The sequence below is a fragment of the Tumebacillus avium genome, from assembly GCF_002162355.1.
GTDB classification, from domain to species: Bacteria; Bacillota; Bacilli; order Tumebacillales; family Tumebacillaceae; genus Tumebacillus_A; species Tumebacillus_A avium.
The window spans coordinates 2556266-2581108 of record NZ_CP021434.1; the positions used below are offsets into that span (position 1 = coordinate 2556266).

The 24843-nt window shown below is 55.6% G+C and carries 26 protein-coding genes; 17 read left to right on the plus strand and 9 right to left on the minus strand.

Features of this window, described 5'->3' with window-relative positions:
* The first annotated feature begins 12 nt into the window (after window positions 1–12).
* The 5 genes from CBW65_RS12205 to CBW65_RS12220 all read left to right on the plus strand — a co-directional run bounded on the left by CBW65_RS12205 (window position 13) and on the right by CBW65_RS12220 (window position 3376).
* Window positions 13–1059 carry a M42 family metallopeptidase gene (locus CBW65_RS12205; protein ID WP_087457064.1) on the plus strand — a complete coding sequence of 349 codons (1047 nt, stop codon included), beginning with the start codon at window positions 13–15 and terminating at the stop codon, window positions 1057–1059.
* A 77-nt stretch (window positions 1060–1136) separates the two neighbouring features.
* On the plus strand, window positions 1137–1589 hold the full coding sequence (locus CBW65_RS25090) for an amino acid permease (protein WP_198299821.1): 453 nt from the start codon (window positions 1137–1139) through the stop codon (window positions 1587–1589).
* Window positions 1565–2386, plus strand: a complete 822-nt coding sequence (locus CBW65_RS12210; RefSeq protein WP_198299822.1) for an APC family permease — start codon at window positions 1565–1567, stop codon at window positions 2384–2386. Before CBW65_RS25090 ends, CBW65_RS12210 begins: the two co-directional genes overlap by 25 nt.
* Before the next feature lie 19 nt (window positions 2387–2405).
* Window positions 2406–2873, plus strand: a complete 468-nt coding sequence (locus CBW65_RS12215; RefSeq protein ID WP_232463492.1) for a CBO0543 family protein — start codon at window positions 2406–2408, stop codon at window positions 2871–2873.
* A gap of 5 nt (window positions 2874–2878) precedes the next feature.
* On the plus strand, window positions 2879–3376 hold the full coding sequence (locus CBW65_RS12220; protein WP_087457066.1) for a CBO0543 family protein: 498 nt from the start codon (window positions 2879–2881) through the stop codon (window positions 3374–3376).
* On the opposite strand, the gene CBW65_RS12225 is transcribed toward CBW65_RS12220, so the two are convergent.
* Window positions 3303–4850 (minus strand): oligosaccharide flippase family protein, encoded by a 1548-nt coding sequence (locus tag CBW65_RS12225; protein ID WP_087457067.1) that lies wholly within the window; start codon window positions 4848–4850, stop codon window positions 3303–3305. The two genes, CBW65_RS12220 and CBW65_RS12225, sit on opposite strands and share 74 nt — an antisense overlap.
* Window positions 4851–4942: 92 nt before the next feature.
* Between CBW65_RS12225 and CBW65_RS12230 the strand changes: the two genes are divergently transcribed.
* Together CBW65_RS12230 and CBW65_RS12235 are read left to right on the plus strand one after the other, a co-directional pair.
* Complete coding sequence (locus tag CBW65_RS12230; RefSeq protein ID WP_087457068.1) at window positions 4943–5122, plus strand: hypothetical protein; 180 nt, start codon at window positions 4943–4945, stop codon at window positions 5120–5122.
* A 45-nt stretch (window positions 5123–5167) separates the two neighbouring features.
* Window positions 5168–5437 (plus strand): hypothetical protein, encoded by a 270-nt coding sequence (locus tag CBW65_RS12235; protein ID WP_087457069.1) that lies wholly within the window; start codon window positions 5168–5170, stop codon window positions 5435–5437.
* A gap of 48 nt (window positions 5438–5485) precedes the next feature.
* Here CBW65_RS12235 and CBW65_RS12240 read toward each other — a convergent pair whose 3' ends face one another.
* Both CBW65_RS12240 and CBW65_RS12245 read right to left on the minus strand, forming a co-directional pair.
* Window positions 5486–6448: an MBL fold metallo-hydrolase gene (locus tag CBW65_RS12240; RefSeq protein WP_087457070.1), complete on the minus strand. Its 963-nt coding sequence runs from the start codon at window positions 6446–6448 to the stop codon at window positions 5486–5488.
* Window positions 6449–6534: 86 nt separating this feature from the next.
* Window positions 6535–7707 (minus strand): serine-rich family protein, encoded by a 1173-nt coding sequence (locus tag CBW65_RS12245; protein WP_087457071.1) that lies wholly within the window; start codon window positions 7705–7707, stop codon window positions 6535–6537.
* A gap of 143 nt (window positions 7708–7850) precedes the next feature.
* Between CBW65_RS12245 and CBW65_RS12250 the strand changes: the two genes are divergently transcribed.
* From CBW65_RS12250 to CBW65_RS12260, 3 genes are all read left to right on the plus strand, one after another.
* Entirely contained in the window at window positions 7851–8783 is a 933-nt protein-coding gene (locus CBW65_RS12250) for a hypothetical protein (protein ID WP_157721915.1), read from the plus strand.
* A 119-nt stretch (window positions 8784–8902) separates the two neighbouring features.
* Complete coding sequence (gene queF, locus CBW65_RS12255; protein ID WP_087457073.1) at window positions 8903–9277, plus strand: preQ(1) synthase; 375 nt, start codon at window positions 8903–8905, stop codon at window positions 9275–9277.
* A 243-nt stretch (window positions 9278–9520) separates the two neighbouring features.
* The gene (locus tag CBW65_RS12260; protein WP_087457074.1) at window positions 9521–11143 is read left to right on the plus strand and encodes a peptide ABC transporter substrate-binding protein; all 1623 of its coding nucleotides are present in this window, start codon (window positions 9521–9523) and stop codon (window positions 11141–11143) included.
* A gap of 458 nt (window positions 11144–11601) precedes the next feature.
* Here the strand turns inward: CBW65_RS12260 and CBW65_RS12265 are convergent, their stop codons facing one another.
* The 4 genes from CBW65_RS12265 to CBW65_RS12280 form a co-directional block, all read right to left on the minus strand.
* Window positions 11602–13266: an S-layer homology domain-containing protein gene (locus tag CBW65_RS12265; protein ID WP_087457075.1), complete on the minus strand. Its 1665-nt coding sequence runs from the start codon at window positions 13264–13266 to the stop codon at window positions 11602–11604.
* A gap of 16 nt (window positions 13267–13282) precedes the next feature.
* Complete coding sequence (locus tag CBW65_RS12270; RefSeq protein ID WP_087457076.1) at window positions 13283–16942, minus strand: fibronectin type III domain-containing protein; 3660 nt, start codon at window positions 16940–16942, stop codon at window positions 13283–13285.
* Window positions 16943–17029: 87 nt separating this feature from the next.
* Entirely contained in the window at window positions 17030–17929 is a 900-nt protein-coding gene (locus tag CBW65_RS12275; protein ID WP_198299823.1) for an ATP-binding protein, read from the minus strand.
* Window positions 17930–18053: 124 nt separating this feature from the next.
* A complete protein-coding gene (locus tag CBW65_RS12280; RefSeq protein WP_087457078.1) occupies window positions 18054–18245 on the minus strand; it encodes a hypothetical protein in 192 nt (63 codons plus the stop codon).
* Between the two features lie 145 nt (window positions 18246–18390).
* On the opposite strand from CBW65_RS12280, the gene CBW65_RS12285 reads away from it, so the two are divergent.
* From CBW65_RS12285 to CBW65_RS12300, 4 genes are all read left to right on the plus strand, one after another.
* Window positions 18391–19152 (plus strand): ATP-binding cassette domain-containing protein, encoded by a 762-nt coding sequence (locus CBW65_RS12285; protein WP_087457079.1) that lies wholly within the window; start codon window positions 18391–18393, stop codon window positions 19150–19152.
* A 122-nt stretch (window positions 19153–19274) separates the two neighbouring features.
* Window positions 19275–19709, plus strand: a complete 435-nt coding sequence (locus tag CBW65_RS12290) for a S1 RNA-binding domain-containing protein (RefSeq protein ID WP_087457080.1) — start codon at window positions 19275–19277, stop codon at window positions 19707–19709.
* A gap of 221 nt (window positions 19710–19930) precedes the next feature.
* Window positions 19931–20662 (plus strand): hypothetical protein, encoded by a 732-nt coding sequence (locus CBW65_RS12295; protein ID WP_087457081.1) that lies wholly within the window; start codon window positions 19931–19933, stop codon window positions 20660–20662.
* 43 nt (window positions 20663–20705) lie between these two features.
* A complete protein-coding gene (locus tag CBW65_RS12300; protein ID WP_087457082.1) occupies window positions 20706–21485 on the plus strand; it encodes a PRC-barrel domain-containing protein in 780 nt (259 codons plus the stop codon).
* A 49-nt stretch (window positions 21486–21534) separates the two neighbouring features.
* Here the strand turns inward: CBW65_RS12300 and CBW65_RS12305 are convergent, their stop codons facing one another.
* The gene (locus tag CBW65_RS12305; protein ID WP_087457083.1) at window positions 21535–21798 is read right to left on the minus strand and encodes a hypothetical protein; all 264 of its coding nucleotides are present in this window, start codon (window positions 21796–21798) and stop codon (window positions 21535–21537) included.
* Window positions 21799–22246: 448 nt separating this feature from the next.
* Between CBW65_RS12305 and speD the strand changes: the two genes are divergently transcribed.
* On the plus strand, window positions 22247–22624 hold the full coding sequence (speD, locus tag CBW65_RS12310; protein ID WP_087457084.1) for an adenosylmethionine decarboxylase: 378 nt from the start codon (window positions 22247–22249) through the stop codon (window positions 22622–22624).
* Between the two features lie 106 nt (window positions 22625–22730).
* On the opposite strand, the gene CBW65_RS12315 is transcribed toward speD, so the two are convergent.
* Entirely contained in the window at window positions 22731–23189 is a 459-nt protein-coding gene (locus CBW65_RS12315; protein ID WP_087457085.1) for an acyl-CoA thioesterase, read from the minus strand.
* Between the two features lie 146 nt (window positions 23190–23335).
* Here CBW65_RS12315 and CBW65_RS12320 point away from each other — a divergent pair, with 146 nt between their 5' ends.
* Both CBW65_RS12320 and CBW65_RS12325 read left to right on the plus strand, forming a co-directional pair.
* Window positions 23336–23824: a hypothetical protein gene (locus CBW65_RS12320; RefSeq protein WP_087457086.1), complete on the plus strand. Its 489-nt coding sequence runs from the start codon at window positions 23336–23338 to the stop codon at window positions 23822–23824.
* Between the two features lie 136 nt (window positions 23825–23960).
* Window positions 23961–24842: a HipA domain-containing protein gene (locus tag CBW65_RS12325; RefSeq protein ID WP_157721916.1), complete on the plus strand. Its 882-nt coding sequence runs from the start codon at window positions 23961–23963 to the stop codon at window positions 24840–24842.
* The last annotated feature ends 1 nt before the right edge of the window (window position 24843 follow it).

Genomic DNA, 24843 nt, shown 5'->3' on the forward strand with positions numbered 1-24843 from the left:
GTTCCACATTTCATGAAAATTGATTTGCAATATGTAGTGGATTTCTTGGTCAGCTTGGTCAACATCCCGAGCCCCTCCGGCAATACGGAGCAAGTGATTCAATTCATCGAAGCAGAGTGTGCGCGCCTCGGCGTGGAAAACAAGCGCAACAACAAGGGCGGCCTGATCCTGTCCGTTCCGGGCCAAAACACCGATGTGCACCGCGTTTTGACCGCACACGTGGACACGCTTGGCGCGATGGTCAAAGAGATCAAAGGCAACGGCCGGCTCAAGCTCACCTTGATCGGCGGCTTTGCGTTTAACGCGATCGAAGGCGAATACTGCACCGTGGAAACGGCTGACGGCAAGTTCATCACCGGCACGATCCAGTCGACCCATGCGTCCGTCCACGTCCACAAGGACACCCGCACGCATGAGCGCAACGCCGACACGATGGAAGTCCGCCTTGACGCTGTGGTGAAAAACGCGGACGATGTGCGCGAACTGGGCATCGAAGTCGGCGACTTCGTTTCCTTCAACCCGCGCTGCGAAGTGACCGACACCGGATTTATCAAAACTCGTCACCTCGATGACAAAGCATCGGTGGCCTGCATGTTTGGCGCGCTGAAATCGGTGCTGGAGAGCGGCGAGCAATTGCCGTACACCACTCATTTCCTGATCTCCAACAACGAAGAGATCGGCTACGGCGCGAACTCGAACATCCCGCCGCAAACGGTGGAGTTCCTGGCGATCGACATGGGTGCGATCGGCGACGGCCAGACCACCGACGAATACTGCGTTTCGATCTGCGCGAAAGACTCCTCCGGCCCGTACCACTATGGCATGCGCAAACACCTCGTGGAGCTGGCGAAAGTCAACGGCCTGAACTACGCGGTCGACATCTACCCGTTCTACGGTTCCGATGCGTCGGCAGCGATGAGCGCAGGCGTCGACGTCAAACACGGTCTGATCGGCCCGGGCATCGACGCGTCGCACTCGATGGAGCGCACGCACAAGACTTCTTTTGAAAACTCGGTCAAACTGATCGTTGCCTACCTGCAAAGCGATCTGGTAAAGTAGGAGCGTAAATATTCTGCATTTCACACACGGGAGGTCATCGCCTCCCGTGTTTTTTATCGAGAGGGGTATAGGGAACGATGAATCAGCCGAGCATCACGTACAGTCAAGGCATCGCGTTGTATATGGGGGCGGTGCTGGGCTCCGGCATCCTGATCCTGCCCGGCTACACGGCGGTGGCAGCCGGGCCGGCCGCTTTGATCTCCTGGATTTTTCTGTCCCTGCTGAGCATTCCGCTCGCCTATTCTTTTGCGCGGCTGGCCTTGCGCTACAAGGATGTCGGCGGGATTTTTACGATCGTCAAAAATGCGTTTGGGCATACGGCCGGAGCGCTGGTCGGCTGGTACTTTTTTGTCTGGTCGGCGGTGGGGGAGTCGGTGGTCTGCGTGACCGGGGCGAGCTACATCGGGGCGGCGTTTGGCTGGGAGCGCGATGCGGTCTGGCTGACGGCGTTTCTGTTTTTGTCGGTGACGGTGGGGATCAACCTGTTGGGGAGGGCGTGTCGCTTTTGCTTAGCGGGCTGGTTCTGCTGATGCTGGTGGCGACGGTGATCTTCTCGCTGCCGCATGTGGAAGCGGAGGCGTTTACGCCGTTTGCGCCGCAGGGTTGGACAGCCGTCGGGACGGCGGGCGTCTTGATCTTCTGGGCCTTTTTCGGCTGGGAGTCGATCACGCACCTCGTGCCGGAATTTAAACATCCGGAGCGGGACGTGATGCGCAGCACGTGGATGAGCGTGCTCTTGGTCGGGCTGGTCTACATCTCGCTGGCGTTTGTGACGATCGGCACAGGGATGTACGGCGGAGCGAGCAACGATGCGCCTTTGGCCTTGTTGATGCAGCAAGCGCTGGGAGTCGGGGCGGGGATCGCCACGGCGGTGGTCGCCTGCATCGTCTGTGTTGGCACGATGAACGTGTTTTTTGCCTCTTCATCGCGGATGGGTTATGCGTTGGCGCGCGACGGCGTGCTGCCGTCCTTCCTGCAGGCGACGAGCAAACGCGGGGTGCCGCACCGCTCGCTCTTGCTCCTGTATGGGACGAATGCGGTGACGATGGGCGTGTGTTATCTCTTTGCAGTCTCGATGGACCAAGTGATGCTGGTGCCGGTGACCTTGGGCATTCTCGTCTACATCATCGCCACGCTGGCTTGTGTGAAGCTGCTCTGGGATGACAAGATCGGGCGCTTCAGCTCGATCCTCTCCGCTTTGTTCTGTCTTGCCGTAGCGCCTTTTGCCGAAGGGTTCCTGTTCGTGCCGGTCGTGGTGACGGCGGCGTGCCTGCTGTATTTGCGGCTGAAAAAGGGCAAAGTAAACAAGGAAATCTCAGCCTCCTAAAGAAGAGGGGATTCACTTGTTGGAGAAATGGATTTTGTACGGGTCAGAGATCGGCACCATCCTCGCGCTTTTGTTGTTTGTGCCGAAACGGAGGCTGCGCGAGGCGATAGTGCTGTTTATGTTCCCACAGTTGATCACATGGGCGACCGGGCTGTTCGTCGTCGAGTTGAGACTGATCGAGTATCCGTACCGTTCGCTTCCCAATGTCACGCGCTCCAGTCTCGACTTTGAGTTTTTTGTTTATCCGGCGCTGATCGTCCTGTTCAATCTGTATTACCCGGAGCGAGGCGCCAAGGAAAAACGGTTTTGGCTGTATGCCGGAGTGGCAGGGGCGATCACGTTTTATGAAGTGCTGCTGGAAAAATACACCGACCTGATTGCGTATCACGGATGGGCGTGGTACTGGTCGTTCGTGACCGTGTGGGTCACGTTATACATCAGTCGCCGGTATTTTGTCTGGTTTCGCAAATCATTGGCAGGCGGGTGAGCGGCATGCGAGAAGACACTTGGGTCTTGATTCTTTTTTGGCTGATCATCCCGCTTGTTTTGTATCTGCTGGTTCCAAGCAGGAAAGTAAAGCATGCCCATATCCTGTTTTGGTTTGCGCAGTTCATCATGTGGGACATGGATATTATTGACGTACAGTTTAACTTGATACAGTTCCCGTACCGGATATTTGAATACGCCTCGAAAACGAGCTTTACCTTGCACTATCTGGTCTTTCCGTCGATCTGCGTGATTTTTACGCTGTATCGGCCGGAGCGGCGTTCTTGGGTGGTGCGGGCAGGTTATGACCTGCTCTGGACGGCGGGTATCACTGCATTTTTGTTTGCGCTGGATGCCTTCACCCAATTGATGCATCTCGTCCAGCGCAGCGTCCTGTTTCGCTTGTTTGTCGTGTATCTGTTGCTGGGGCTCACACGCCTTTTTTACGTCTGGTATCGAAAAGGATTCCGATCAGCGGAAGACGGGACAGAGTCTGCGGCGTGATCTCTTGGGCGTACATCAAGATCCACCCGCAGAGCAGCATCGCTCCTGCACCCCAGGCGAGGGGCAGGGCGGTGAAGGAAAAGGGCTTCGGCGCATGCAAAGCGATCAAGAGCAGCGCGGCGGCGGCCAAGGCGGCTTGGACGGAGCGGTACAAGGTGCGCCACGGCACGGTCAGCGTCGTGTACTGCCGGAGCATCCAGAGCAGCGACCCGGTCTGCACCAGCGCAGACGCCGCAAACGCCAAGGCAAAGCCGCTGCGTCCTGCCTGCCAGAGCCCAAACGCGGCACAGATCATCCCCAGCCGCACCGCATCGCCGAGCAGTCCGGCATAGAGCAGCGCCCGGCTCCGGCCTTGCGCCTGCAAGAGCGAGGACAGGGGCGCCTGCAAATACAACGGCAAGGCCGCCGGAGCGAGCAGCAAGAGCATCATCGCCGCTTCGGGAGCGTGAAACCACCCGGCCAGCGTCGGGGCGAGCACCAGCGCCGCTCCGGTCGCCGGGACAGCGATCATCATCACCGCGCCGATGATCCGCCGCAGATGCACGGCAAACGCCCGTCCGCCGCTTGCTGCCCGCTCGGCCGACGCGAGAGGCAGGTGCGCCGTGGCGATGCCGTCGGTCAGCACCATCGGGGCGCAAAGCAGGGGCAAGGCGATCGTCGCGTACTCGGCAATCAGTTGCGAGGCCGCCGCTTCGCCATGCGACCTTGAGAGCAGCTCATGCGCCAAAGGCAGCTCCAGCGCATAGCCGAGGCTGGCCAGCAGCGATTGGCCGGTCGGGGCAAACGACATCCGCAGCACGCTGAACAGGCTGCCCGGCGTTTTGTCGCGCACGACTCCGCGTTTTTTGACTTCGAGCCACAGCACCGTCCCCAGAAACAGCCCGGCCACCGCTTCCCCGGCCGTCAGCGTCAAAATCCCCACTTCAGCCGCCTGCGCATGTTCCACAGATAGATAAGGAAGCAGAAAAATCAGCGCCGCCAGCCGGACGCCCACTTCGACGAGTTGGGCAAAGGCGGGCGAATAGGTGCTGCCAAGCCCCAGCAGCATGCCGCGCAGGCTGCCTGTCACACACATCAAGAGCAAAAGCGGCACGGCCGTTTCCAGCAGCCGCGCAAACTCGCTTTTTTCGATTCCGTCCTGTACAGCCAGCGCTGACAACAGGCCGATCATCAGCAGGGCAAACCCGGCCGCGCACCCCGTTCCCCGCCAGGCGGCGCGAAGCAGCGACCGTGGCACCGGGCGGCCCGCTTCCAGCACGGCCGACGCAAACAGCCGGGTCAGCGCTTGGGGCAGCCCGATCGAGCCGAGGGTCGTCGCCACGCCGATCAAAGGGAGCAGGATGCGAAACTCCGCGCTTTCCGCCAGCCCCAGCTCCGCCACAAAACGTGCCAAAAACAAAAGCCCCAGCAGCCGCGACACCAGCTCTGACAGGCTCAAAATGCTCGATTCCCGCACCGGAAAAGGCTGAACCACAACCTACACCTCCATGTCCTCTTCAGGGTATGAAGGCGGGCGTTTAAACATGTCCTCCATAGCGCACAGTATCTGGTGTGAGGTGAGAGAACATGGTCAAAGTCTACAACAAAGAAACGGGCGCCTTGATCTGGAACGGCGCAGACGATCAGGTGCCGGCGGCCGTCGGGATCGGCGACGAGATCTCTTTTGTGGAAGATACGTACGTCATTGAGGAGATCAAGCCGGACGGCGGCGACATGGCGCTGTTTGTCCGCCATCTGCAGAGTTGATGACCGCCCCCTTTATGGTAAAGTAAAGAAAAAGGGGGAATCGTGATGGGAATCAAATACGAAAATATGCCGCCGGAGATGCTGGAACAGTTTCGCAATGACATGCGGACATTGCCTTATGAACAGTTCCTGGAGTGGTCGGCGACGGAACGCCAGCAGGTGGTAGCGCTGATGATCGCTGATTTTGAATCGTTTATGACGCCCGATGAGCGGATGGACCTGCGCGAGGCGTACTTGTCGACGCTCAAAGATGCTGACCGCCAGCGCGCGATGTACGAGCAGTATCAGGCGGCGCTGACACGGCGTTTGCATTAAAAGAGAGGTCAAGCGGAGGGAATCCGGTTGACCTCTTTTTGTGTTGGGTTATTGCGCTTTCAACTGAGCGAACAGTTTTTGGATATTGCCGGGGAACATGCTGTAGAAATCCCAATCTTCGTAAGCGGACGGGATGTTCAGGTCGGCGAGGCCTGCTTCGGTGCCGTCGTTTTGGATGTGGGTTTCGACGAGCTGATGCAGGTCGAGCAGATATTGTTTGTTGGCGCGGACGTCTTCGATCGTGCCAAGCGGGCCGTGGCCGGGGACGAACCGGTCCGCGTCGAACTGTTCGATCTGTTCGAGGACCTCGATCCACTCGCGCTCGTTGGCGTTCCAGAAGGCGAGATGGGTGCGGACGAACAGCAGGTCGCCCATGAAAATGATCTTGTCCTGCGGCAGGTAGACAAAAATGTCGCTGGGGGAGTGGCCGCCGCCCAAGGTGATCAGCTCCGCGCTGCGGCGGGAACCGTGCAGGGTCATTTTGTTTTCAAAGGTGACGTTTGGCACGGTGATCTTCAATGTGTCAAACGTGGAAGCGATTTCGTGGAACTGGGTGAGCTCGGCGGCGAACGCTTGCTTTTGCGCGTCGTCGGTTGCGTTGTCGAATTGGTCCTGCAGAGCCTGCAGTTGGGCGGGTGCCTGCTCTTTGATCGCGGCGATGCGGGCCGGGAGATGCTCGGCCATGAGATTTTTGGTGATCTCGGTGGCGATGATCGAGACATCAGCGTACACTTGGTTGCCGCGCACGTGGTCGCCGTGCCAGTGGGTGTTGACCATGTGGCGCACGGGGTTGCCGGTGATCGCTTCGGCCAGCGTGCGCAGTTCGAGCGCCGCTTGCGGGGTGAGGAAGGCGTCGATGACGAGCACCGACTCGCCGAGATCGATAAAGCCGCCGTTGGAGAACGCGCCCATATGCTCTTTGACAATGGCCGCGTATACGCCGTCGGCGAGCTGCTGCAAGGTGAAGTGTTTGGCAGCAGGAAGGGTATTGGTTGTGGTCGTTGTGGTCATGAGGAAGGTCACACTCCCGTTTTTCTATAATTGTACAGCAAAAAAAAGACTGGCATGGGAGTGATTGCCAGTCTTTTTGGTGATTTTTATGAATTTTCGCTTTCGGTGCCTTGGTTGCTGTACATCGGGTTGTGCCCCGAGAAGCTCTGGCCGCCGCCCATGCTCATCGTGCCGTGCTGGTTGGTATTCATGGTCAGCCCGGCCGTTGCGGAGTTGTTTTGCGAGCGGTTGGTTTGGTTTTGGGATTGTCTTTGGGCTTGGTTTTGGTGTTGGTTCTGGTTTTGGTTCTGCATGCCGGTGGTGTTCGTGCCTGCGCTGCCGGACATGGTGTTGGTGACCGACGCCCCGTTGTCGGTGGAGATGCCATGGTACATGGAGGCGTTGGACTTGTTGTTGAAGGTGCTGTTGTTCAGGGACGGGCTGTTGCTCATCGAGTTCGCCTCAAAACCGCCAAACACGCTGTTGTTGTTCGTTTGAGAGGCACTGTTGTTTTGGCCGGAGCTGCCCGACATGGAGGTGTTGCCCATGGAGGTGTTGCCCATGGACGTGTTGCCCGTGGAGGTGTTGCTCATGGACGTGTTGTTCATGGTGTTGCCCATGGACGTGTTGCCTGTGGAGGCGTTGCTCATGGATGTGTTGTTCATTGACGTGTTGCCCGTGGACGTGTTGCTCATATTGGAACCGCCCATGGAAGCGGAGCCTTGGGAACCTGTGCCCATGGAAAGCTGGGAGGAGGTTCCGGTGGTGCCGCCGGTGGTCGACTGGCTGTTCAGCATGTTGGAGCCGTCGGTGCTCGACGTGGTGCGGGATTGCTCCCAGCCCGGGGACTGCGTTTTATGGAGATGCGTGGTGTCGGTGGAAATCGGTCCTGCCGACGCCATTTGGTTTTGGTTTTGATTCTGGTTTGGATTTTGGTTCATCGAGAAGGACATCCGCTGGGACTGCACGCCTTGCGAACCTGTCGTCATATTGCCGCCGCCGATCATGCCTTGGTTTTGCAACTGGCTGGAGATCGTGCGAATATGGTTGTTCATCTCAGAACAAACGTTTGCAATCTCATGCAGCAAACGGCCCGCCTGATGTTCCTGGTAAGCCGCTTGGTAGTACGTGCGGTGCGTGTTTTGATCGGCGCTGTTCTGCATTTGCTGGTATTGATTCATGTTCTGTTGCGCCAACTGCTGGGCCAATTGCGACAGTTGGCTGACTTCCTGCTGCAGATCCTGCACTTGGCCGGCCATGCGTTCGATACTTTGTTGCATTTCTCTTCCTCCTTCGTGCTGGAACAACCTCTTCTGTGTCTATCTTGCACCTCGGCAAGGAAGAAATATGCACAGATTTATAAAAAAGGGCAGAAAAGGACATTGTAATGAGGGAATGAACATTTGCAGGAGGAGATTCCATCATGCCACATAACAGACGTCACATGCAGCAACTGGAAACTGAGATCACGCGCGTGCAGATCGAACTGCGCCAAGTCCGTCAAATGATCGGTTCGCTGATCCGCACCGAAGAGCAAACGATGCAAATGCTTTCGCACCAGCCCGGCATGCAAAGCCAAGGCCAGAGCCAGCAGCACCAAGCTCAAGGCCAAGGCATGCAAAGCGGCGGCCAGAACCAGTACTACAGCAACCAAGGCTCCACCTACGGCGGCGCCCTCGACCCGAGCAGCTTCAATAACAGCCAAGGCGGCGGCTACAGCAGCGGCCAAGGCCAGTACGGCACCAGCCACGGCCACTACGGCGGCACCAACCAAAGCCAAAGCTCGTACGGCATGAACCAAGCGTCCCAACAAGGCCAGTACAACAGCACTGGGCAAGGAGCTCAAGGCTCAAACAAGCAAGGCATGTACAACAGCACCAGCACCCAAGGGACTCAAGGCTCTAACCAGCAAGGTCATTACAACAGCAGCACCAGCCAAGGTGCTCAAGGCTCCACCCAGCAAGGCATGTACAGCTCGAACCAAGGCAGCACCTATGGCGGCGCCCTCGACCCGAGCACGTTTAGCAGCGCTGGTCAAAGCTCGCAGCGCTCCGGTCAAATGGGCATGTCCAACCGCACCGGCCAAGGCATGCAAGGCTCCGGCCAGCAGGGCATGTACAGCAGCCAGCAAGGTCAAGGCATGCAGCAGTCCAACATGCCGGTTCCGCCGCAGCTCATGAATGAAGAGCGCCGTGCGATGGAGCAGTACAACGAGATGCAGAGCCTTGCCGATCGCATGAACCAACAAGTGCAGGGCATCGCACAGGCGTACAACATGGACAGCTACAATCCGAACAACCAAAGCGCCCGGCAGATGAACCCTCCGTACAACGACCCGATGCAGCGCCAGCAGTAGGCGCCGCACACCATCAGCCTGCGGACCTCATTCGCAGGCTTTTTATGGCTTATAGTTGAAAAGTCGGACACGGTGGGATATAGTAAATTTTAGATTTTACACCTTTGGAGGGTATACATATGTCTACAAAACCGACAAAAACGCTCGATCCGGTGCCGAACCCGCACCCGGAGCGTGAATATGAAGTCGAAATCCGCTGCCCGGAATTCACTGCGCTCTGCCCGAAGACCGGCCAGCCGGATTTCGCGACCATCACCGTCCGCTATGTCCCGGGTCCGCACATCATCGAGCTGAAATCGCTCAAGCTGTACCTTTGGGCGTTCCGCGACGAAGGCCACTTCCACGAAGACGTGACCAACATCATCTTGAACGACCTCGTCGCATCGCTTCAACCGCGCTGGATGCAAGTCGAAGGCGAATTTAACGTTCGCGGCGGCATCTACACCAACGTGAAAGTCGAGCACAACCCGGAATACAAGCGCAGCCGCGCCTAAACGTAAACAGCAAAAGAAGCCGTGGAATCTTTACATTCCCGGCTTCTTTTTTATTTTCCGCTGCCCCAATTCCAAAACTTATGAGTAATGGAAGTATTGAAAGTCTTCATAAGGTTGAGACTATTAGTCAATATATTGACTTTGTTGCTTCATCTCCTTTATCATTACCAGTATGGCAACTCGGAATACCTTCGAAGCGATCTGAGATGATTTTTTTAACTATAGAGACTGGGGGAACACAATATGCAAAAGAAGTGGTTTGGCATTGGTATGGCTGCTGTCATGATGGGCTCCGTGCTCGTAGGCTGCGGCGATGACGCTGCGACCGGCAAAGGCGCGGACGAGCAAGTATTGAACCTGTACATCGGCGATGACCTCCCGAACATGGACGTTTCCAAAGCGACCGACACCTACTCCTTCCTGATGATGGCGAACACCATGGAAGGCCTGGTGCGCCTCGACGAAACCGGCACCGCACAGCCGGGCCTGGCAGAATCCTGGGAGATCTCCCCGGACAGCAAGACCTACACCTTCAAGCTGCGTGACGCGAAATGGGCAAACGGCGATGCGGTAACCGCAACCGACTTCGTTTACTCCTGGAAGCGCACCTTGAACCCGGACACCGGTTCTCAGTACTCCTTCATGCTGTACTGGGTAAAAGGCGCAACCGAATACAACCAGGGCAAAGGCTCCGAAGCAGAAGTTGGCGTGAAAGCGCTCGACGACAAGACCCTGCAAGTGACCTTGAACAACCCGACTCCGTTCTTCCTGAACCAGATGTCCTTCCCGATCTTCTTCGCGCAAAACCAGAAGTTTGTCGAAGAAAAAGGCGACAAATACGGCACCTCCTTCGACACCATCTTGTCGAACGGTCCGTTCAAGATGACCGCTTGGGAGCATGACACTTCCGTCACGCTCGAAAAGAACGCTGACTACTGGGATGCGACCAACGTTGCGCTCGACAGCGTCAACTACCAGGTGATCAAGGATTCCACCGCAGCTGTAAACATGTACGAAGCAGGCCAGATCGACCGCGTCGGCCTCGTGCGTGACCATGTAGACCGTTACAAGGACACTCCGGAATACTCCCTGAAGCCGGAACTGACCAACGGCTACATCATCTTCAACCCGGCGATCAAAGGCCTCGACAACGCGAAGATCCGCACCGCGATGACTTGGGCGATCGACCGCGATATGTACGCTGACATCGTGTACCACAACGGTACCGTTGGCGCGACCGGTTTCGTTCCGAACGGCACGTCCGACTCGGCAGGCGGCGACTTCCGCAAAGCGGCTGGCGACACCTTGTCCAAGAAGACCGATGCAGAAGTGAAGGCGATGATGGAAGAAGGCTTGAAAGAAGCCGGCATCCAGGCAGCCGACCTGAAACTCAAACTGCTCGTTGACGACTCCGACGTTGCGAAAAAATCGTCCGAGCTGCTCCAAGAGCAATGGCGTTCCAAGCTTGGCATCACCGTAGACGTTGAATCGGTGCCGTTCAAGCTGCGTCTGGACAAAGAAAAGAACATGCAATACCAGATCGGCCTCTCCCTGTGGGGCGCTGACTACAACGACCCGATGACCTTCCTTGACCTGTTCCTCGCTGACGGCGAGTTCAACAAAGTCAAGTACAACAACCCGAAGTATGACGAGCTGATCAACAAGGCAAAAGCTGAAGCGGACACCAAGAAACGCGCTCAGTACCTCGTCGAAGCTGAGAAGCAACTGATGAAGGACATGCCGATCGGTCCGGTCTTCTTCCGCGGCAAAGCGTTCGCAACCAAAGAATACGTGAAAGGTCTCGTCACCCTGCCGTACGGCATCGACTACGACCTGAAGAACGTCAAGATCGAAGGCAAGAACTAATCATCACCACTCGACAGGAGCCGGCGCCGGCTCCTGTTTTTTTGTAGAAATCGTGCGAATGAAGGCGAATGAGAGTGCAAGAGTTGCCTAATCGGGCATAATCGCGGGAAATAACTTGTCTATGTATTTCAAATAATCAGATAATTGGTTTACAATAAGTTCAACAACAACCCGCTCCCAAACACAAGCGGGTCGAGGAAAGGGGGATTCACCGAAACGAACGAGAGATTCCGAGCAAGCGTTCTGCACGTAAACCACGACCCGAAAGGAGCGCGATACAGGAAGATGACAACCATAGGGGCTCAGGTGATCTTTTCGTAAAGGAGCGTGACAGCGAAGAGGCATTCTTCTATCGGATTAACGTTCAGTTTTGGTTCAACCACATGGAACATCCACATTAAAAGGCACCAACCGTCCGCAAGAGGAGGTTGGTGCCTTTTTGTCGTTCCGTAGATCAGTTAGATCATCTTGAGGTAGGTGAGCAGGTTGTAGAGCATCTCAGCGCTCTCTGCACGGGTCGCAGAGCGGCGCGGCTCGACGTAGTTGGTGTTCTTGTCGAGGATGCCGGTGGAGATCGCCAGCGCGACGTCTTCACGGGCCCAGGAGGAGATGCTGCTGCGGTCTTCCACCTGACCTAAGATGCGGGTCGTATCGACAAACGGCCGCTGTTCCACATAGCTTAAGCAGCGCACCATCAGCGACGCGATCTCCTCGCGGGTGATCGGGTCGTGCGGCGCGAACGTCCGCGCGTCATGGCCGCTGATCAGACCTAAGGTCGAGAAGATCGCCACCGGCCGCGTATACCATTCGTTGGCCGGCACGTCGCGGAAGGTGTTGGTGCCGGACTTGTCGGCGAAACCGAGCGACAACATCATCAGCGTGGCAAACTCGGCGCGCGTGATGTTGCCTTGCGGGGCGAACGAGGTCTCCGTCCGCCCGTTGATGATATGGCGGTTGGAGAGCTCCTCGACTTTCTCTCTTTGCGAAGTGAACTGCAGGTCGGAGAACGAGCGCGCGTCTTGAATCGGCACAAACTTGCCGGTCCCGGTGCGCTTGATCACCAGTTTGCCGTGTCCGACCGAGTCGCGAAACAGCTTGGAGGGCACCGGCGTCAGGTTCTCCAGCTGCGCGTGGTGCAGCAGCGCCGAAGCCGTTTGGCCGCCTGCCAGCCTGGCGCCGGTCAGGTCGATCGACATCTGCGCAAAGCGGTTGCCGAAATCGAGCAGTTGAATGGAGGAGTTGTCCAAAACGGCACGGGCGATAAACGTGACCGGCGTCACCAGCGGGTCGGGCATCTTTTGTTTGCGCAGCTGTGTCCGGATGATCCCGAGATCAGGCTCTTGGAACCCGGCGATCATAAAAGAGAGCCCGCCGCGCTGGCTGTCCAGCACTTGTTTCATCAGAACAGGGTTGACCGCATCCAAAGGCAGGTCGTAACTGCCTTTTTCGGCTGCGATCAGCAGGTGTGCATCGCTGCCCATTCTCTCGATCAGCGCAGCGATGACCGAACGGGGCACGGTCACTTCTGCCACCGTCTCATCTGTCGGCACGGAGATCGTCAGGTAGTTGGTGCCCGACTCGGCATTGCGCACCGCAGACAGCGCTTTGCTTTCATTCAATTTGACGGAGACCGAGCCGCTGATGCGAGTCATTTCCAGCCCGGTGGCGGTGTCGTAGATCACCGCTTGCTTCTGTCCGCCGTTCAGCTCGCCGGTAAAGCGGTACGGCCCCATGTCGATCGGCGAGATCACGCCGTCTCCGGTGTACTTGGAGTAGTTGAACGTGGAGCTTTTCTGCTCGCCTTGGACGCTGATGGTCGCGCGCAGCATGCCGCTGTCGAGGTCCTGCGGCAGGGTCAGGTCAAATCGGTATGTGCCGTGCTCATCGGTCGTCGTCTGGTCGTAATACAAGGTGTCGCCGTTAAATGACTCCACCGTCAGCAGCACCGGAGTGCCGCTAAGCGTCACCCCTTGGCTGAGATACAACCCTTCCACCGTCAGGCCGGAGCCGTACGTCTTGACGGCGATCGTCGTATCGGCCGATGCGGTCGGGGTCAGCGGAAGCGGGCCAAGCAGGAGGCCCGCTGCCAAACAGCCGGTCAGGGCTAAACGTTTCCAGTTCATCGCGAGTCCTCCTTGATTAGAGATTGAGCGTTCGGTAAAGTGTAATCGGTTCGGCAAGCGGCGTATAGGTGTACGGATCGACCACAAACGCCTGGATCGACAGCGAGGTCATCGGACCTTCTGCATAGACGGAGTTCACGCCGCCCAGGTCGAGCTTGAAGGTCACCGTCTCATACGCGCTGAACGTGTCTTCCAGCTCGCGGATCTCGACTAATCTGCCGTTTTTACGAATCTGGATGAGCACTTTGCCGGGGCGCACGTTGCCGTCGTGGTTCTTGATCTGCACTTCCGCTTTGTGCAGGCCGGTGCGGGTGGTGGACGGTGTGTAGACCACTTTGCCGCTGAACGGATGCACGGTGAAGCCGATCGGCAGCGATGTTCCGTCGCTCGTCTTCACCACCACTTTGTGTACGCCGGGCATCAGGCCGCTTGGCATCGTAAAGCTCAGCTGTTCCGAGGAGATCGAGAACGGCGTTACTTCGCGGGTGCCGTCGATGATGACTTGGGCGCCCGTTTTGAAACCGGTGCCGGTCACTTTGACGGTAAATGCGCTGTAGCCGTAGGAGGCAGCTCCCTGATCGAGCGCAACCGCCTGCACGGACGGTGCGCTGCCGGACGTCACTCTGATCCACGAGAGGAATTCACCGTCGTCCTTGGTCGTGACGGCCAGCTTGTACAGGCCGGGCTGCAGGGAACGGCGCAGCGTCACATCGTAGCGGGTCGACGAGTAGGTGTCCTGATCGGTGATCGCTTCGGAGATGTCGGTGCCGCCTGAAGTGTACAGCTTGGCATGGATCTCAGTGTCGGTGTACGGCAACCGCGTGTTCACGCCGGTCAGGGTGATGCGCTGGGTGCCCGTTGCGCTGTACGAGATCTGCGACGGGTTGGCGGTCAGCTGCGAACGGTTGGGACGATACCCGACGCTGCCGTTGTCGAGCAGAAGAGGTGCGGAAGCGACCCCTTCGAGCAGCGTGGTCAGGCGGACTTTATATGATTCGGTGTCGCTCAGGCCGGAGAACACGGCGCGCTCTGTGCCTGGCTGCACGATCAGCGGATCGCTCCACACGCTTGTGCCGCGCGCCTGGACTTCGACTTGTATACCGGACGGCGTCATGCCGGTCGGGTCCACCCAGGTGACGATCAGCTGGCCGTCGCGCTCGGTGACATTGCCGTTGGTCACTTTCGTCACCGGCTGCAGGCCGATGCCGGTCGTGCCGCCGAGGTAGAGGCCGGCCGACTCTTTGTTGGCGCTGTTCACCGTCACGATGCGCACCTGATAAAACGAGTTGGCATCGAGACCGTCAAACGTCACTTCATTGGTGCCTTTCGAGGCCGTCCTGCTGGTCGTATAGCTGGAACTGCTGCTTTTCTTCAGCGAGATCACCGCACGGCTGTAATCGGCAGCCAGCGGGTCCTGGAAGCGAACGGTCAGCTTGTTGGTCTCCGGGATCAACAGCGCGTTGTTCACTTCGTTTTGGCCGGAGCCGGTCGAGGTCGGGATGGTGTAGCCCGGACCGTTGTTGTTTAAGTTGACCCCTTGTGACTCGTTGCCGTAGATGTCGACGGTGGTGATGCGCAGCGTGTATGTCGCACCGGGCAGCAGGTCGCGGATCGTCGTGCCGCTTGCGCCGCGCGACACGTCAAAGCGTTTCACATCGGATGTTCCGGAGCGTTGTGCATAGATCGTCACTTTGTCCAAATCGGCGTCGGCCGGCTCGAAGTAGGTGATGCTGATCCCGCCGCCGATGACGCTGGCGCCGGCATTGGTCACTTCGCGCGGCGGATAGCGGTCACCGCCGGACAGGTTGTAGCCGTAACCGGAGTTGTCGTAGATCACCCCGTAGGTTTGGGTGTTTTTGACCGTATCGACGACCACCAGCTTGAAAAAGTAGTCCTTGTCTTCCGAGAGGTTCAGCACTTCATAGCGCTGTGTGCGCTTGTCCACCCGGCCGGCCAGACGCCAGGACGGGGAGATGGAGCGCTCCGCCGTATAGATCTCCACATGCGTGCCGTCGGTGGAAGCGGGGTTCCACGTAATCTGCATGCTCTTCGTGCTGTACGGCTGAATCCGCACATCGCCGAGCTCGACCGGGAAGTTGCCGCCCGATTTGCCGGCTGCAAAATAGCCGTAGCCGTTATTGGTCATCAGGTGGAAATCTTTCTCCACGCCGTGGCTGTCGAAGAGGCGGAACTGCAGGTCAAACGTGCCGCGCGGCAAGTCGCGCAGCAGGGCGGAACGGGTGCCCTTGTTGCTCAGCGCCGTCTCGCGGAAATCGGTCGTCCCGGTCGGCGCGTAATAGATTTTGAACAGATTGAAGTTGATCGCATCGCCGTTTTCCGGCCATTGCAGCTTCAGTCCGCCTTCCGGTTCCTGGGAGACGGTCACATTCCGCAGGTCGGACAGCGAATACGTATCAGTAGTGCGAGTTGTGATCGCACCGCCCGATTCATTGCCGAAGCTGTCGACCGAAACGACTTTGAACGTATAGTCGATATTGCCGACCAGCCCGTTTAGTCGCAGCTGCCCGACGCCTTTTTCCACGCGCCCGACGGAGATCCAGTCGGTGAGCGAGGATTTGAGATAGACATTCACATGATGAAAATCGGTATTGGCTGCATCGAGCGGGTCCTGCCAGGTAAGCAAAGCTTCCGTCTTGGACTGCACCGACGCATTCAGCCCGGTGACGTTGGACGGCGCGGTGGTGTCAAACGTGTACCCGTAGCCGTTGTTGGTCGCCGTCTGTTGCGAGAAGTTGCCGAGGATGTCCGATTTCGTAAAGCGGAAATCATAGCGCTTCGATGTGTTCATTTGGTTCAACTGGCCATGCTCGACCCCTTTGGCGACGACAAAGCCGTCCGTCCAGCGGGTGGTGCCGTGTTCCGCATATTCTACGGTGATCAGGCTCAAGTCGGCATCGAGCGGGTCGCTCCAGCTCAAGTCAAACCCGTTGGGAATCGAGCGGACGACCAGGCCGGTCAGCTCGCCGGGCGGCGTGCTGTCGGTGGCCAGATAACCGGCGCCGCCGTTGGTGAACTCTGTGCCTGGCGTGGACGAGCCGTCCACTTTGCGGCCAAACAGCTTGATGCGGTATTTCTTGTTATGTTCCAAGTCCCGCAGCGTGTAGGTCTGCTGGGTGCGCGGGACGACGATCGTCCTTTGGTAGGAGGTCGAATTGATCAGCCCGTATTGGATGACGATCTCGCGCAGGTCGATCGCGCCCGGATCTTTCCAGTCGATGCGGATGTCGCGGTCGGTGCCTGGCGTGATCTGCACGTTGGCCGGGTCGTAATTGCTCATCACTTGAATCTCGGCGATTGCCGTCTCATAAGACTTGACGAGCATTTGATAGCGCCCTTGCGGCAGGCCGGCCATCAACTCTATCGAGATGTGCCGATCATCTACATAGGAAAGCGCTCTCAGCTTGTTCACCAGTTGTCCGCTCGCATCATAGAGCATGATCTGCGTTTTGTCGTGCAACGGAAACAGGCTGCCCCCGGTGATGTAGATCCGCGTGTTGGTGTAGCCGGCGGGGAAGATGGAGTTAGATAAGGTGATGTCTCCGTCTGCCACGGCCGGCTGGGCCGGCAGGATCGGGATCAAAGTCGCGAGTAACAAAAGAACGGTGAGCAGCGCAAACGGGGCCCGCAAGATCGCGGACCGGCGGTGCTGTTGCATCGAATTCCCCTTTAACAGATGTCATGTTGGTTATGTAATTACTTCGCTTTAGCAGCTGGGAATCCTGTTAAAAGATAGCAAGGATGGTCATTTTTCGACAGAGCGTCGAAAGGCGTCGCGTGGCGAAAAGGGGTGTTTCGGGAGGTGGAGGAAAAAGGTGGTGCCTCTGCCTTCTTCAGTCTGCACGGTCATCGTGCCGCCGCCTTCTTCGATGATGCGCTTGGAGATGGCGAGGCCAAGGCCGGTGCCGGTCGCTTTGGTGGTGTAGAACGGGTTAAAGATGCGCGGCAGGTCGCGCGCGGAAATGCCGGGCCCGGTGTCTGTGATTTTCAGGCAGACGGAATCGCCTTTGTCTTCGAGCGAGAGGGTGACGGTGCCGCTGTTTTCGCCGATCGCTTCCATCGCGTTGCGGGCGAGGTTGATCAGCACCTGCTTGAGGCCGTTAGGTTCGACCGTTATGGACAGGCTGTCCGGCGGCAGATCGAGGGTGAGGGCGATGCCGCGCAGATTCGCTTCGCTCTGCAGCAAGGCGCAGGTGTTGTGCAGAAGCGGGCCAAGCTCGACTTCTTCCAGCATCCCGCCTGTGATGCGGGAGACGTTCAGATATTCGGTGATGATCGTCGAGATGCGCTTGAGGTCTTCCTCCATCACTTTCAAATACATCGCATGCGCGTGCTCCGGTTGAATCTCCCGGCTCATCAGCTGCAAGAATCCCTGCACGCTGGTCATCGGGTTGCGCACTTCATGCGCGACCGAGGCCGCCATCTGCGAGACGGTCTCCAACTGCTCTGTGCGGCGCATCGAGGCTTGGAGCGCTCGCTGCACGGCGCGCTGGGCTTTGTCGCTCAGGATGCGCAGCATCAACAGCACGAGCAGCAGAAACAGGCAGACATAAGAAAGGCCGGGGATGGCATAGAACATTTGAGTAACGGACGTGAACAGCAATACGATTAACAGAATGTAAGACAGCTTTGAAAAGCGCAGCATCACAACACCCCCTTTCATTTACATAGTTTCTATGTTTTTATTATAAAATACTTTTGTTGGATGAGGAATTATTTTTTATTAAAATGGAGAAGACGCGGCCCGAGGGACCGCGTCTTTTTATCGATCAGCGTTTGCTGAGTTCCGTCTTTACTTTTGCCCGGTCCGCCGTAATGTCCGCCAAATCGCGGCGAAGTTGATCCATTTTGACTTGCAGGCTTTTCTCCCTGTTTTGCAGATGGAATTCCAGGTCTTCAAGTTCTTCCAGTTTTAATTGGGAGATGTCCCGTTTGTTCGAAAACGCGCTGGTCAAATTCATCGTCCATCCTCCTTTCTATAAAGTTCGAGGACAAGCCGTTAAATAGGGGGGCAAAAAATTTTTTGCAAAAAGTTGTCGGATTGTGAAACCAAATAACTGACTCCTTCGACTAATAGTGTAGAGCGTTAAACGGGAGGGATCGACCATGAAGATTCAAGTAGATGGTTTGCAATTTGGCACAGGCTATAACGGGGTGTTAGGACCGCGCGGGGCAGGGAAGACCCGGCTGTTGAAAAAGATGGCCCAGACAGAAGAGGGTACCAACGGCCAGATGTCTTATTATGTATCGCGGGAGATGGAGTCTTTCCATGAATTGACGGTCAAAGAATACCTTTGCTACATGGCCGGCACCAAGGCGATCCCAAGAGAATGCGTAACACGCAAAGTGAATGACAGCATTGAGATGATGTATTTGAATCGCTATGCCAACCAAATGATCGGCGAATTGTCGAACGTGATGAAAAGCAAGGCGCTGGTGGCGAAAGCGCTGCTCGGCGACGCGCAAGTGCTGCTGTTGGATGAAGTGCTGTCCGGCTTGAGCGAGCAGGAGCGGATGATGATCGGCTACGCGATGGGCGAAGCGGCAAAAGAGCGCGTGGTGGTGCTGGCGAGCAACGTCAGCGATTCGCTGGAAGGCCTGCTCGACACCGTCTGCATGCTGCACCCGGAGAAGGAGACGGTGCATGTCAGCGCGAACACCGCGTACTCCTGGGTGGAAGGAAAAGTATGGGAATACGTAGCGCAGAAGATGCCGGCTGCCGAAGAAGGCCGGATCGTAACGGCTGTGAAAATGTTGGAAGACGGCGTGTATGTGCGCGAGATCGCCGATTTTGTTCCGGTGGAAGAAGTTAGTCAAGTCACGCCGACGCTTACGGACGCCTATCTTTGGTGGGCCGGCCAGCGTTAAAAAAAGGGCTCCTCGCGCCGCGGGGGGCTTTTTTGGGGGAAAGTAATTTTTTAGTGGTGATTTTGCAGGAAAAACGGTATAATAGTATCTATCTTTTGTGTTGATAAAAGGAGCGTTGTAATTTGTCTATTGAAGTTGGTTCCGTCGTCGAAGGCAAAGTCACAGGTATTAAATCGTTTGGTGCGTTTGTAGAGCTGGCAGAGGGCAAGACCGGTCTTGTCCACATCTCCCAAGTTTCTCATACCTTTATCAATGATATCAACGATGTTTTGAACGTCGGGGATGTTGTTCAAGTTAAGGTACTGAATGTGGAAGATAACGGCAAGATCTCCTTGTCGATCAAGGAAACCCAACCGAAGCCGGAAGGTTCCGACCGTCCGCGCCGCGGTGGTGGCAACGGCGGTGGCCGTTCCAACAATGCGAAGGGTGGCAACAAGGGCGGCCCTCGTAAAGCTGGCGGCCCGGCTACTACGATCGCTCATTCGGATCCGTCCGAACCGTTCAACACCATGGCTGATCAACTCAAAGAGTGGGCGAAAAAAGCAGGCATGCAGTAATTCTTGCTTGCTCCTCTTGAGTCAAAAAGAAAGCACTCTGATCCTTCAGAGTGCTTTTTTTCGTGCCAAAACGGGACTTCTGGCATGTAGGAGTTGTCAGAATTTATGTCTTTTGTCTTAGGCGGAAAACTTGCTGTTGGAAATATAATAGAGGTTATAAGCAATGATTACATTCATCTGAAATTCAGTTTGCATTTTTCGCGAGCGAAGGAGGCACCGGTATGTTTATCACGTACGCCTTGTCGATCGGCTGTGCGGTGGCGCTGCTCGGGTTATTTTTGGAGTGGGCAGGTCAGCGCAAATGGCCGACGCGCAGAAAAATGTGGGGGAGTCTCATCCTGACGATCGGTGCGCTAGGGATCGCCCCGATCATATCCAACCATGCGGGACCGCTCCCGGTCGCTGCAGCCTGTTCCTGCCTGACCCTGGCCCTCAGCCTCCGCGGCAGCCACCAAGAGGTCACTACGGACATCCAACCCGAGTACCACCTGCCACCGGCAGCAGAAGAGATCCTGGCAGAAGAAGCACCCGTTCATGCAGAAGCCATTGTTGTTCTTGCAGAAGAGGTCGTTTTTGCAGAAGAAGTCGTTCTTGAAGAAGAAGTTGTTCTTGAAGAAGAAGTTGTTCTTGAAGAAGAAACTGTTCTTGAAGAAGAAACTGTTCTTGAAGAAGCTGTTCTTGAAGAAGAAGCCGTACTTGAAGAAGAGGTCTTTGTTGAACCGGCGCCAGCCGCAGTATTGACTGAGGAGATGGCCGAGTGGCTGAACATTCGCATTTCCGAGGGGTATGAGGCGAAAGGCAACGCTCTGTGGGCCGAAGCTGCAACCGCATTTGAGGCGGCAGTGGCGGTGTGCGCGGACATGGAACTGAAAGGAATGCTGGAAGAGGAACTGCAAGACTGCCTCGCACAACTTCCGGCACCTGAACAAACGAACGTACTGCAAGCATCCTAATAAATACTTATTTCTTATGTACATATCAAGGGGCGTATCCACTATGAAAAAAAGCATCGACATTCAAGGCCTTCCGATCTTCAGCCTCATCGACGGCGCACACATCGGAACGGTCAGACAGCTGATTCTTCAGCCTGAGACCGGGAAAGTCCAACTTTTCCTCGTCGAAAATGACCAGATCGCCATCACCATCTACGCATTGCCTTACTCCAACGTCATCGGCGTCGGAGATTTTGCCGTGACCGTCGAATCGCCAGCCTCGATCCAAGAGCTCTCTCAGGTCGAAGGCGCCAGCGAACTCGTCCTCCGCGGTTACGGGGTCATCGGCACCCGCGTCATGTCCCGCAAAGGGCAACTGCTCGGTACCGTAGAGGAATATTATGTAGACACAGAGACCGGCGACATCACCGCCTGTTCCTTTGTCGAGCATAACCACCCGTCTGAAGTGAAATACTTCCGCCGTCCAAACATCATGACCTTTGGCCGCGACATCATCGTCATCCACGACGAAGCGCAGATCACCTCTTCGCTCGAAGAGCCGGCAGCAGAACCGACCGCAGACCAATCCGCAACTCCAGCCGCGCTCACCCTCGTCGCCGATGCGGAAGCGCAAACGGCTGCCACTGCAGAACCGACCGCACCGACCGCATCCGCCCAAGGCTATCTCGCAGGCAAAGTGCTCAGCGCCGACCTGTTCACCGACGCCGGGGAACTGCTCGCAGCTCAAGGCACCGAGATCACCGATGAGCTGATCGAAACGGTCAAAGCGGCCGGTCCAACCCTGTTCATGAAACTGAACCGCCTCGCGGTGACCAGCAACTAACCCATCAATCAAAAAGCAGGCAGCCTCCTCAGCGGAGACTGCCTCTTTTTTATGAAGTATGCGGTTTGAAGCCCAGCGTATCGGAACGCAGATTGTTCGTCATAAAGAACTCTTCCATGTCAAACTCTTCGTCGTTCGCTTCAAAAAACAGCCCGTCTTCATCCGCTTTGGCCAAGATGCCGGTGCCAACATTGTTGAGGGTCACTTCACAGGGCAAAATGCCCGGGTTGTCCTCGTAATGATCCCAGATGTATTGGCAAAACGCATCTACCGATTGCTCAATATCCCCGCTGTTCGGAGTCACATGTTCCACTCAAAGCCCCTCCTTTGTCGTCGTGTGGCTCATTTTCCTCCGTATTATCTCCCCATCGGCCTGTTGCATATCCCAATGGTAAAAATTTCGTAACAATTAGCCTGATGCATAGTCAAAACAAGCCTTTTGCACATATGATAGCGGTGATATCAAAGAGTAATCCTTTCAACAGAATGTATAATTATTCGTCAAAAACCGACAAACCACCATAAACATACAGCCTGGTTAAAAAATAGATTCTGCCCCGTCAAAAAACTTTGGCGAATCCTATTGAAGTTCCTCGCGAAACATGATATTCTCTTTGCTGTTGAGTCAAGTAACAATAGGAACCAGGATTCACTTGAAAGGGTTGGGACCTCATCGGACTAACCTCCCCCAGTAGTGAATGACGCAGGTCCTAGCGAACAATGACCGAACTATTGTTTGATAGGGAAGGGGGACGAAGTAGATGGAAGAATACTCTACTTTCGGCAGACACGTTGCAGTTGACACATGGGGTGTAGATTTCGACATCCTCAACGATGGTGAATACTTGAAGAATCGTATGATTGAAGCGGCTGAGAAGAGCGGCGCGACCGTTCTTTCGGTTCAGTACCAACAGTTTGACCCGCAAGGAGCGACTGTGCTCGTATTGTTGTCCGAATCTCACCTGTCGATTCATACTTATCCGGAAAAAGGCTTCGCTGCGTTGGATTGCTACACCTGTGGTGACACTGTGGATCCTCAAGTTGCGATCGACTACCTGTTGGAGATTTTCAAGCCGCAACGCATTTTTGATAAAATGCTGAAGCGCGGTATGGAAGGTCCGATCGAAGTACTTAAGTAAGACAAAACGGTTGGGTTTGATCCCAAAATGGGAGGTGGTCCCTTTCGCGAACGATGCCGAAAGGGGCTTTTTCTTTTCCTATCTAAAATAGAAAAACCGACCCCGCTTACAGCGAGATCGGTGGGAACGAAGCATCCAGTTGTTCGACGCGAGCTTGCAGGTCGCTCGGCAGCGGGATGCTTTTTTGTGCGCGGGCATCAAAATGCACCACGGTGCTGGTGGCAACGGCGACCACAGCGCGGGTGGCGCGGTTGATCAGCACATAGTCGACATCGAGCGACGAGTTGCCGTAGCGCGAGACGCGCGCGTAGGTGTCGACCGTATCATTAAAATAAGCTTGCGACTTGTAGTCGACCGCCTGGCGGGCCAGCACAAACGTTTTGCCAACGCGTGCCATCTCTTCCGGATTGAACAGACCAAGCGCCGTCAGGTAGTCGGTGCGCGCCTGTTCCATATAGATCACCACCGACACGTGGTTCATATGCCCGTTGGCATCCGTTTCGGCAAAGCGGACTTTAGCCGGAGATACAAAACGAAACTTCGACAAGACTTCCAGGTCAAACATGCGACAACCTCCTTCTGTCTTTCCATCTTATTCTCGAACGACCGGTCGGTCAAGTTTGGGCGACTGGCAAGATTTTTGCACGGAAAAGAAGCGTGATTCGTGTCATAATGGAGCAGTGCATTGGGAATAGAGAGAGGTGAACGCACTTGATCCGTGACATGAAACGCCGGGCAGTCGAATGGCAAGCGAAACGCGACCGTGTCAAACGTGTTGTGTTCGGGTCGGGGTTTGTCGTTCTGGCTGTCGCAGCCACGATGATTTGGAATCTTGCAACTGGCACCGATATGAACTGGCTGGCCGCAGCAGTGATCGCCATCGCGGGCTTGGGCACTTTTTTCTTTGGGCTCTCCGCGTATGCGAACACGATGCTGGTCGCTATGTACTATAACGCATGTTCTCACTTTTTGGAAAAATCGGAGGAGATGGAATTGATCACCGGCACGATCGAAGAGGTGCGCCATGTGCGCCTTCCGTACATCGGCCAACTTTATCACGTGACGATCAACGTAGCCGGGCAATCGACCCGCTACTATTTTCCGGGCAAGCTCCTCGAAGGCCTGCATCCGAACGACCGCATCCGCGTCCTGACCCACGACCTGTTCGCGGTGCGCGTCGAGTCGACACCATCTACCTAAATATTTCCTAGGAAATTGTCGAAAGCCCTGATTTGATTCAGGGTTTTTCTTACATATACTCTTGCAAAATACACAACGGTAGCCGAAAATAATGGGGATGAGCACTAGGTCGGGAAGCAGAGGAGGGGCAAAGGAGATGTATGAGGTCTTCGATGTAACAACGTGGGAAGTATCGCGATTTGTTGTGTCCGGTTCTAAGGAAAAAGAGTGGCGGATTTGTCCTGACACAAAAAGGTTTGGGCTGCTGAAATTTCCTGTTTCTGTATTAGCCGATGACTGGGAGGAAGGTCAAGGATACACCGGAGAGGCTTGGTCTGAAAAAATTGCATCAGAAATCGGGAAAATGATCGATGTACCGACACATGATGTTGAAATCGCATACTATAAACAAACCCATAGTTCTTTATGCTGGAGATTCCTTGACCCCGATGTTGAAAATCTTGAGGAAGGCGCAGACCTGATTAATCCATTCGACCCAACATACGACCGGAACTCACTAATTGGCCAGAAAGTAAAATATAATCTTGAACTTCTTTATCAAGTGTTTGAATCGAATGAGATTTTGCCTCATTTATTTGATATGATTGTTTTTGATGCATTAATTGGTAATACGGATCGTCATCAAGATAATTTCGGAATTATTACTACGAATGAAACGAAACGATTTGCTCCGCTGTACGATAATGCCTCCTGTTTGGGGAGGGAATTGAAGCTGGATGGGATCCATGAAAAAATGTCAAACCCACACAGCTTTGAAAACTATATCAAGAGATGCACCTCTCTGATACGGCTCGGAAATTCGAAAAAGCGAACCAAGCATTTTCAACTCCTTGAGGCAGTATTGGATTCATATAAGGAATCAGCCCGACAGTCGTTTCAAAAAGTGGAGTCCTTGGATAATAACAAGATCGATAAGATTCTGCACGCAGTGCCAACGCAGGTCATGCATGAAGACACAAAATCATTCGTGAACAAGGTGCTTACAACCAGAAGAGACATCATCTTAGGAATGAGGTGAA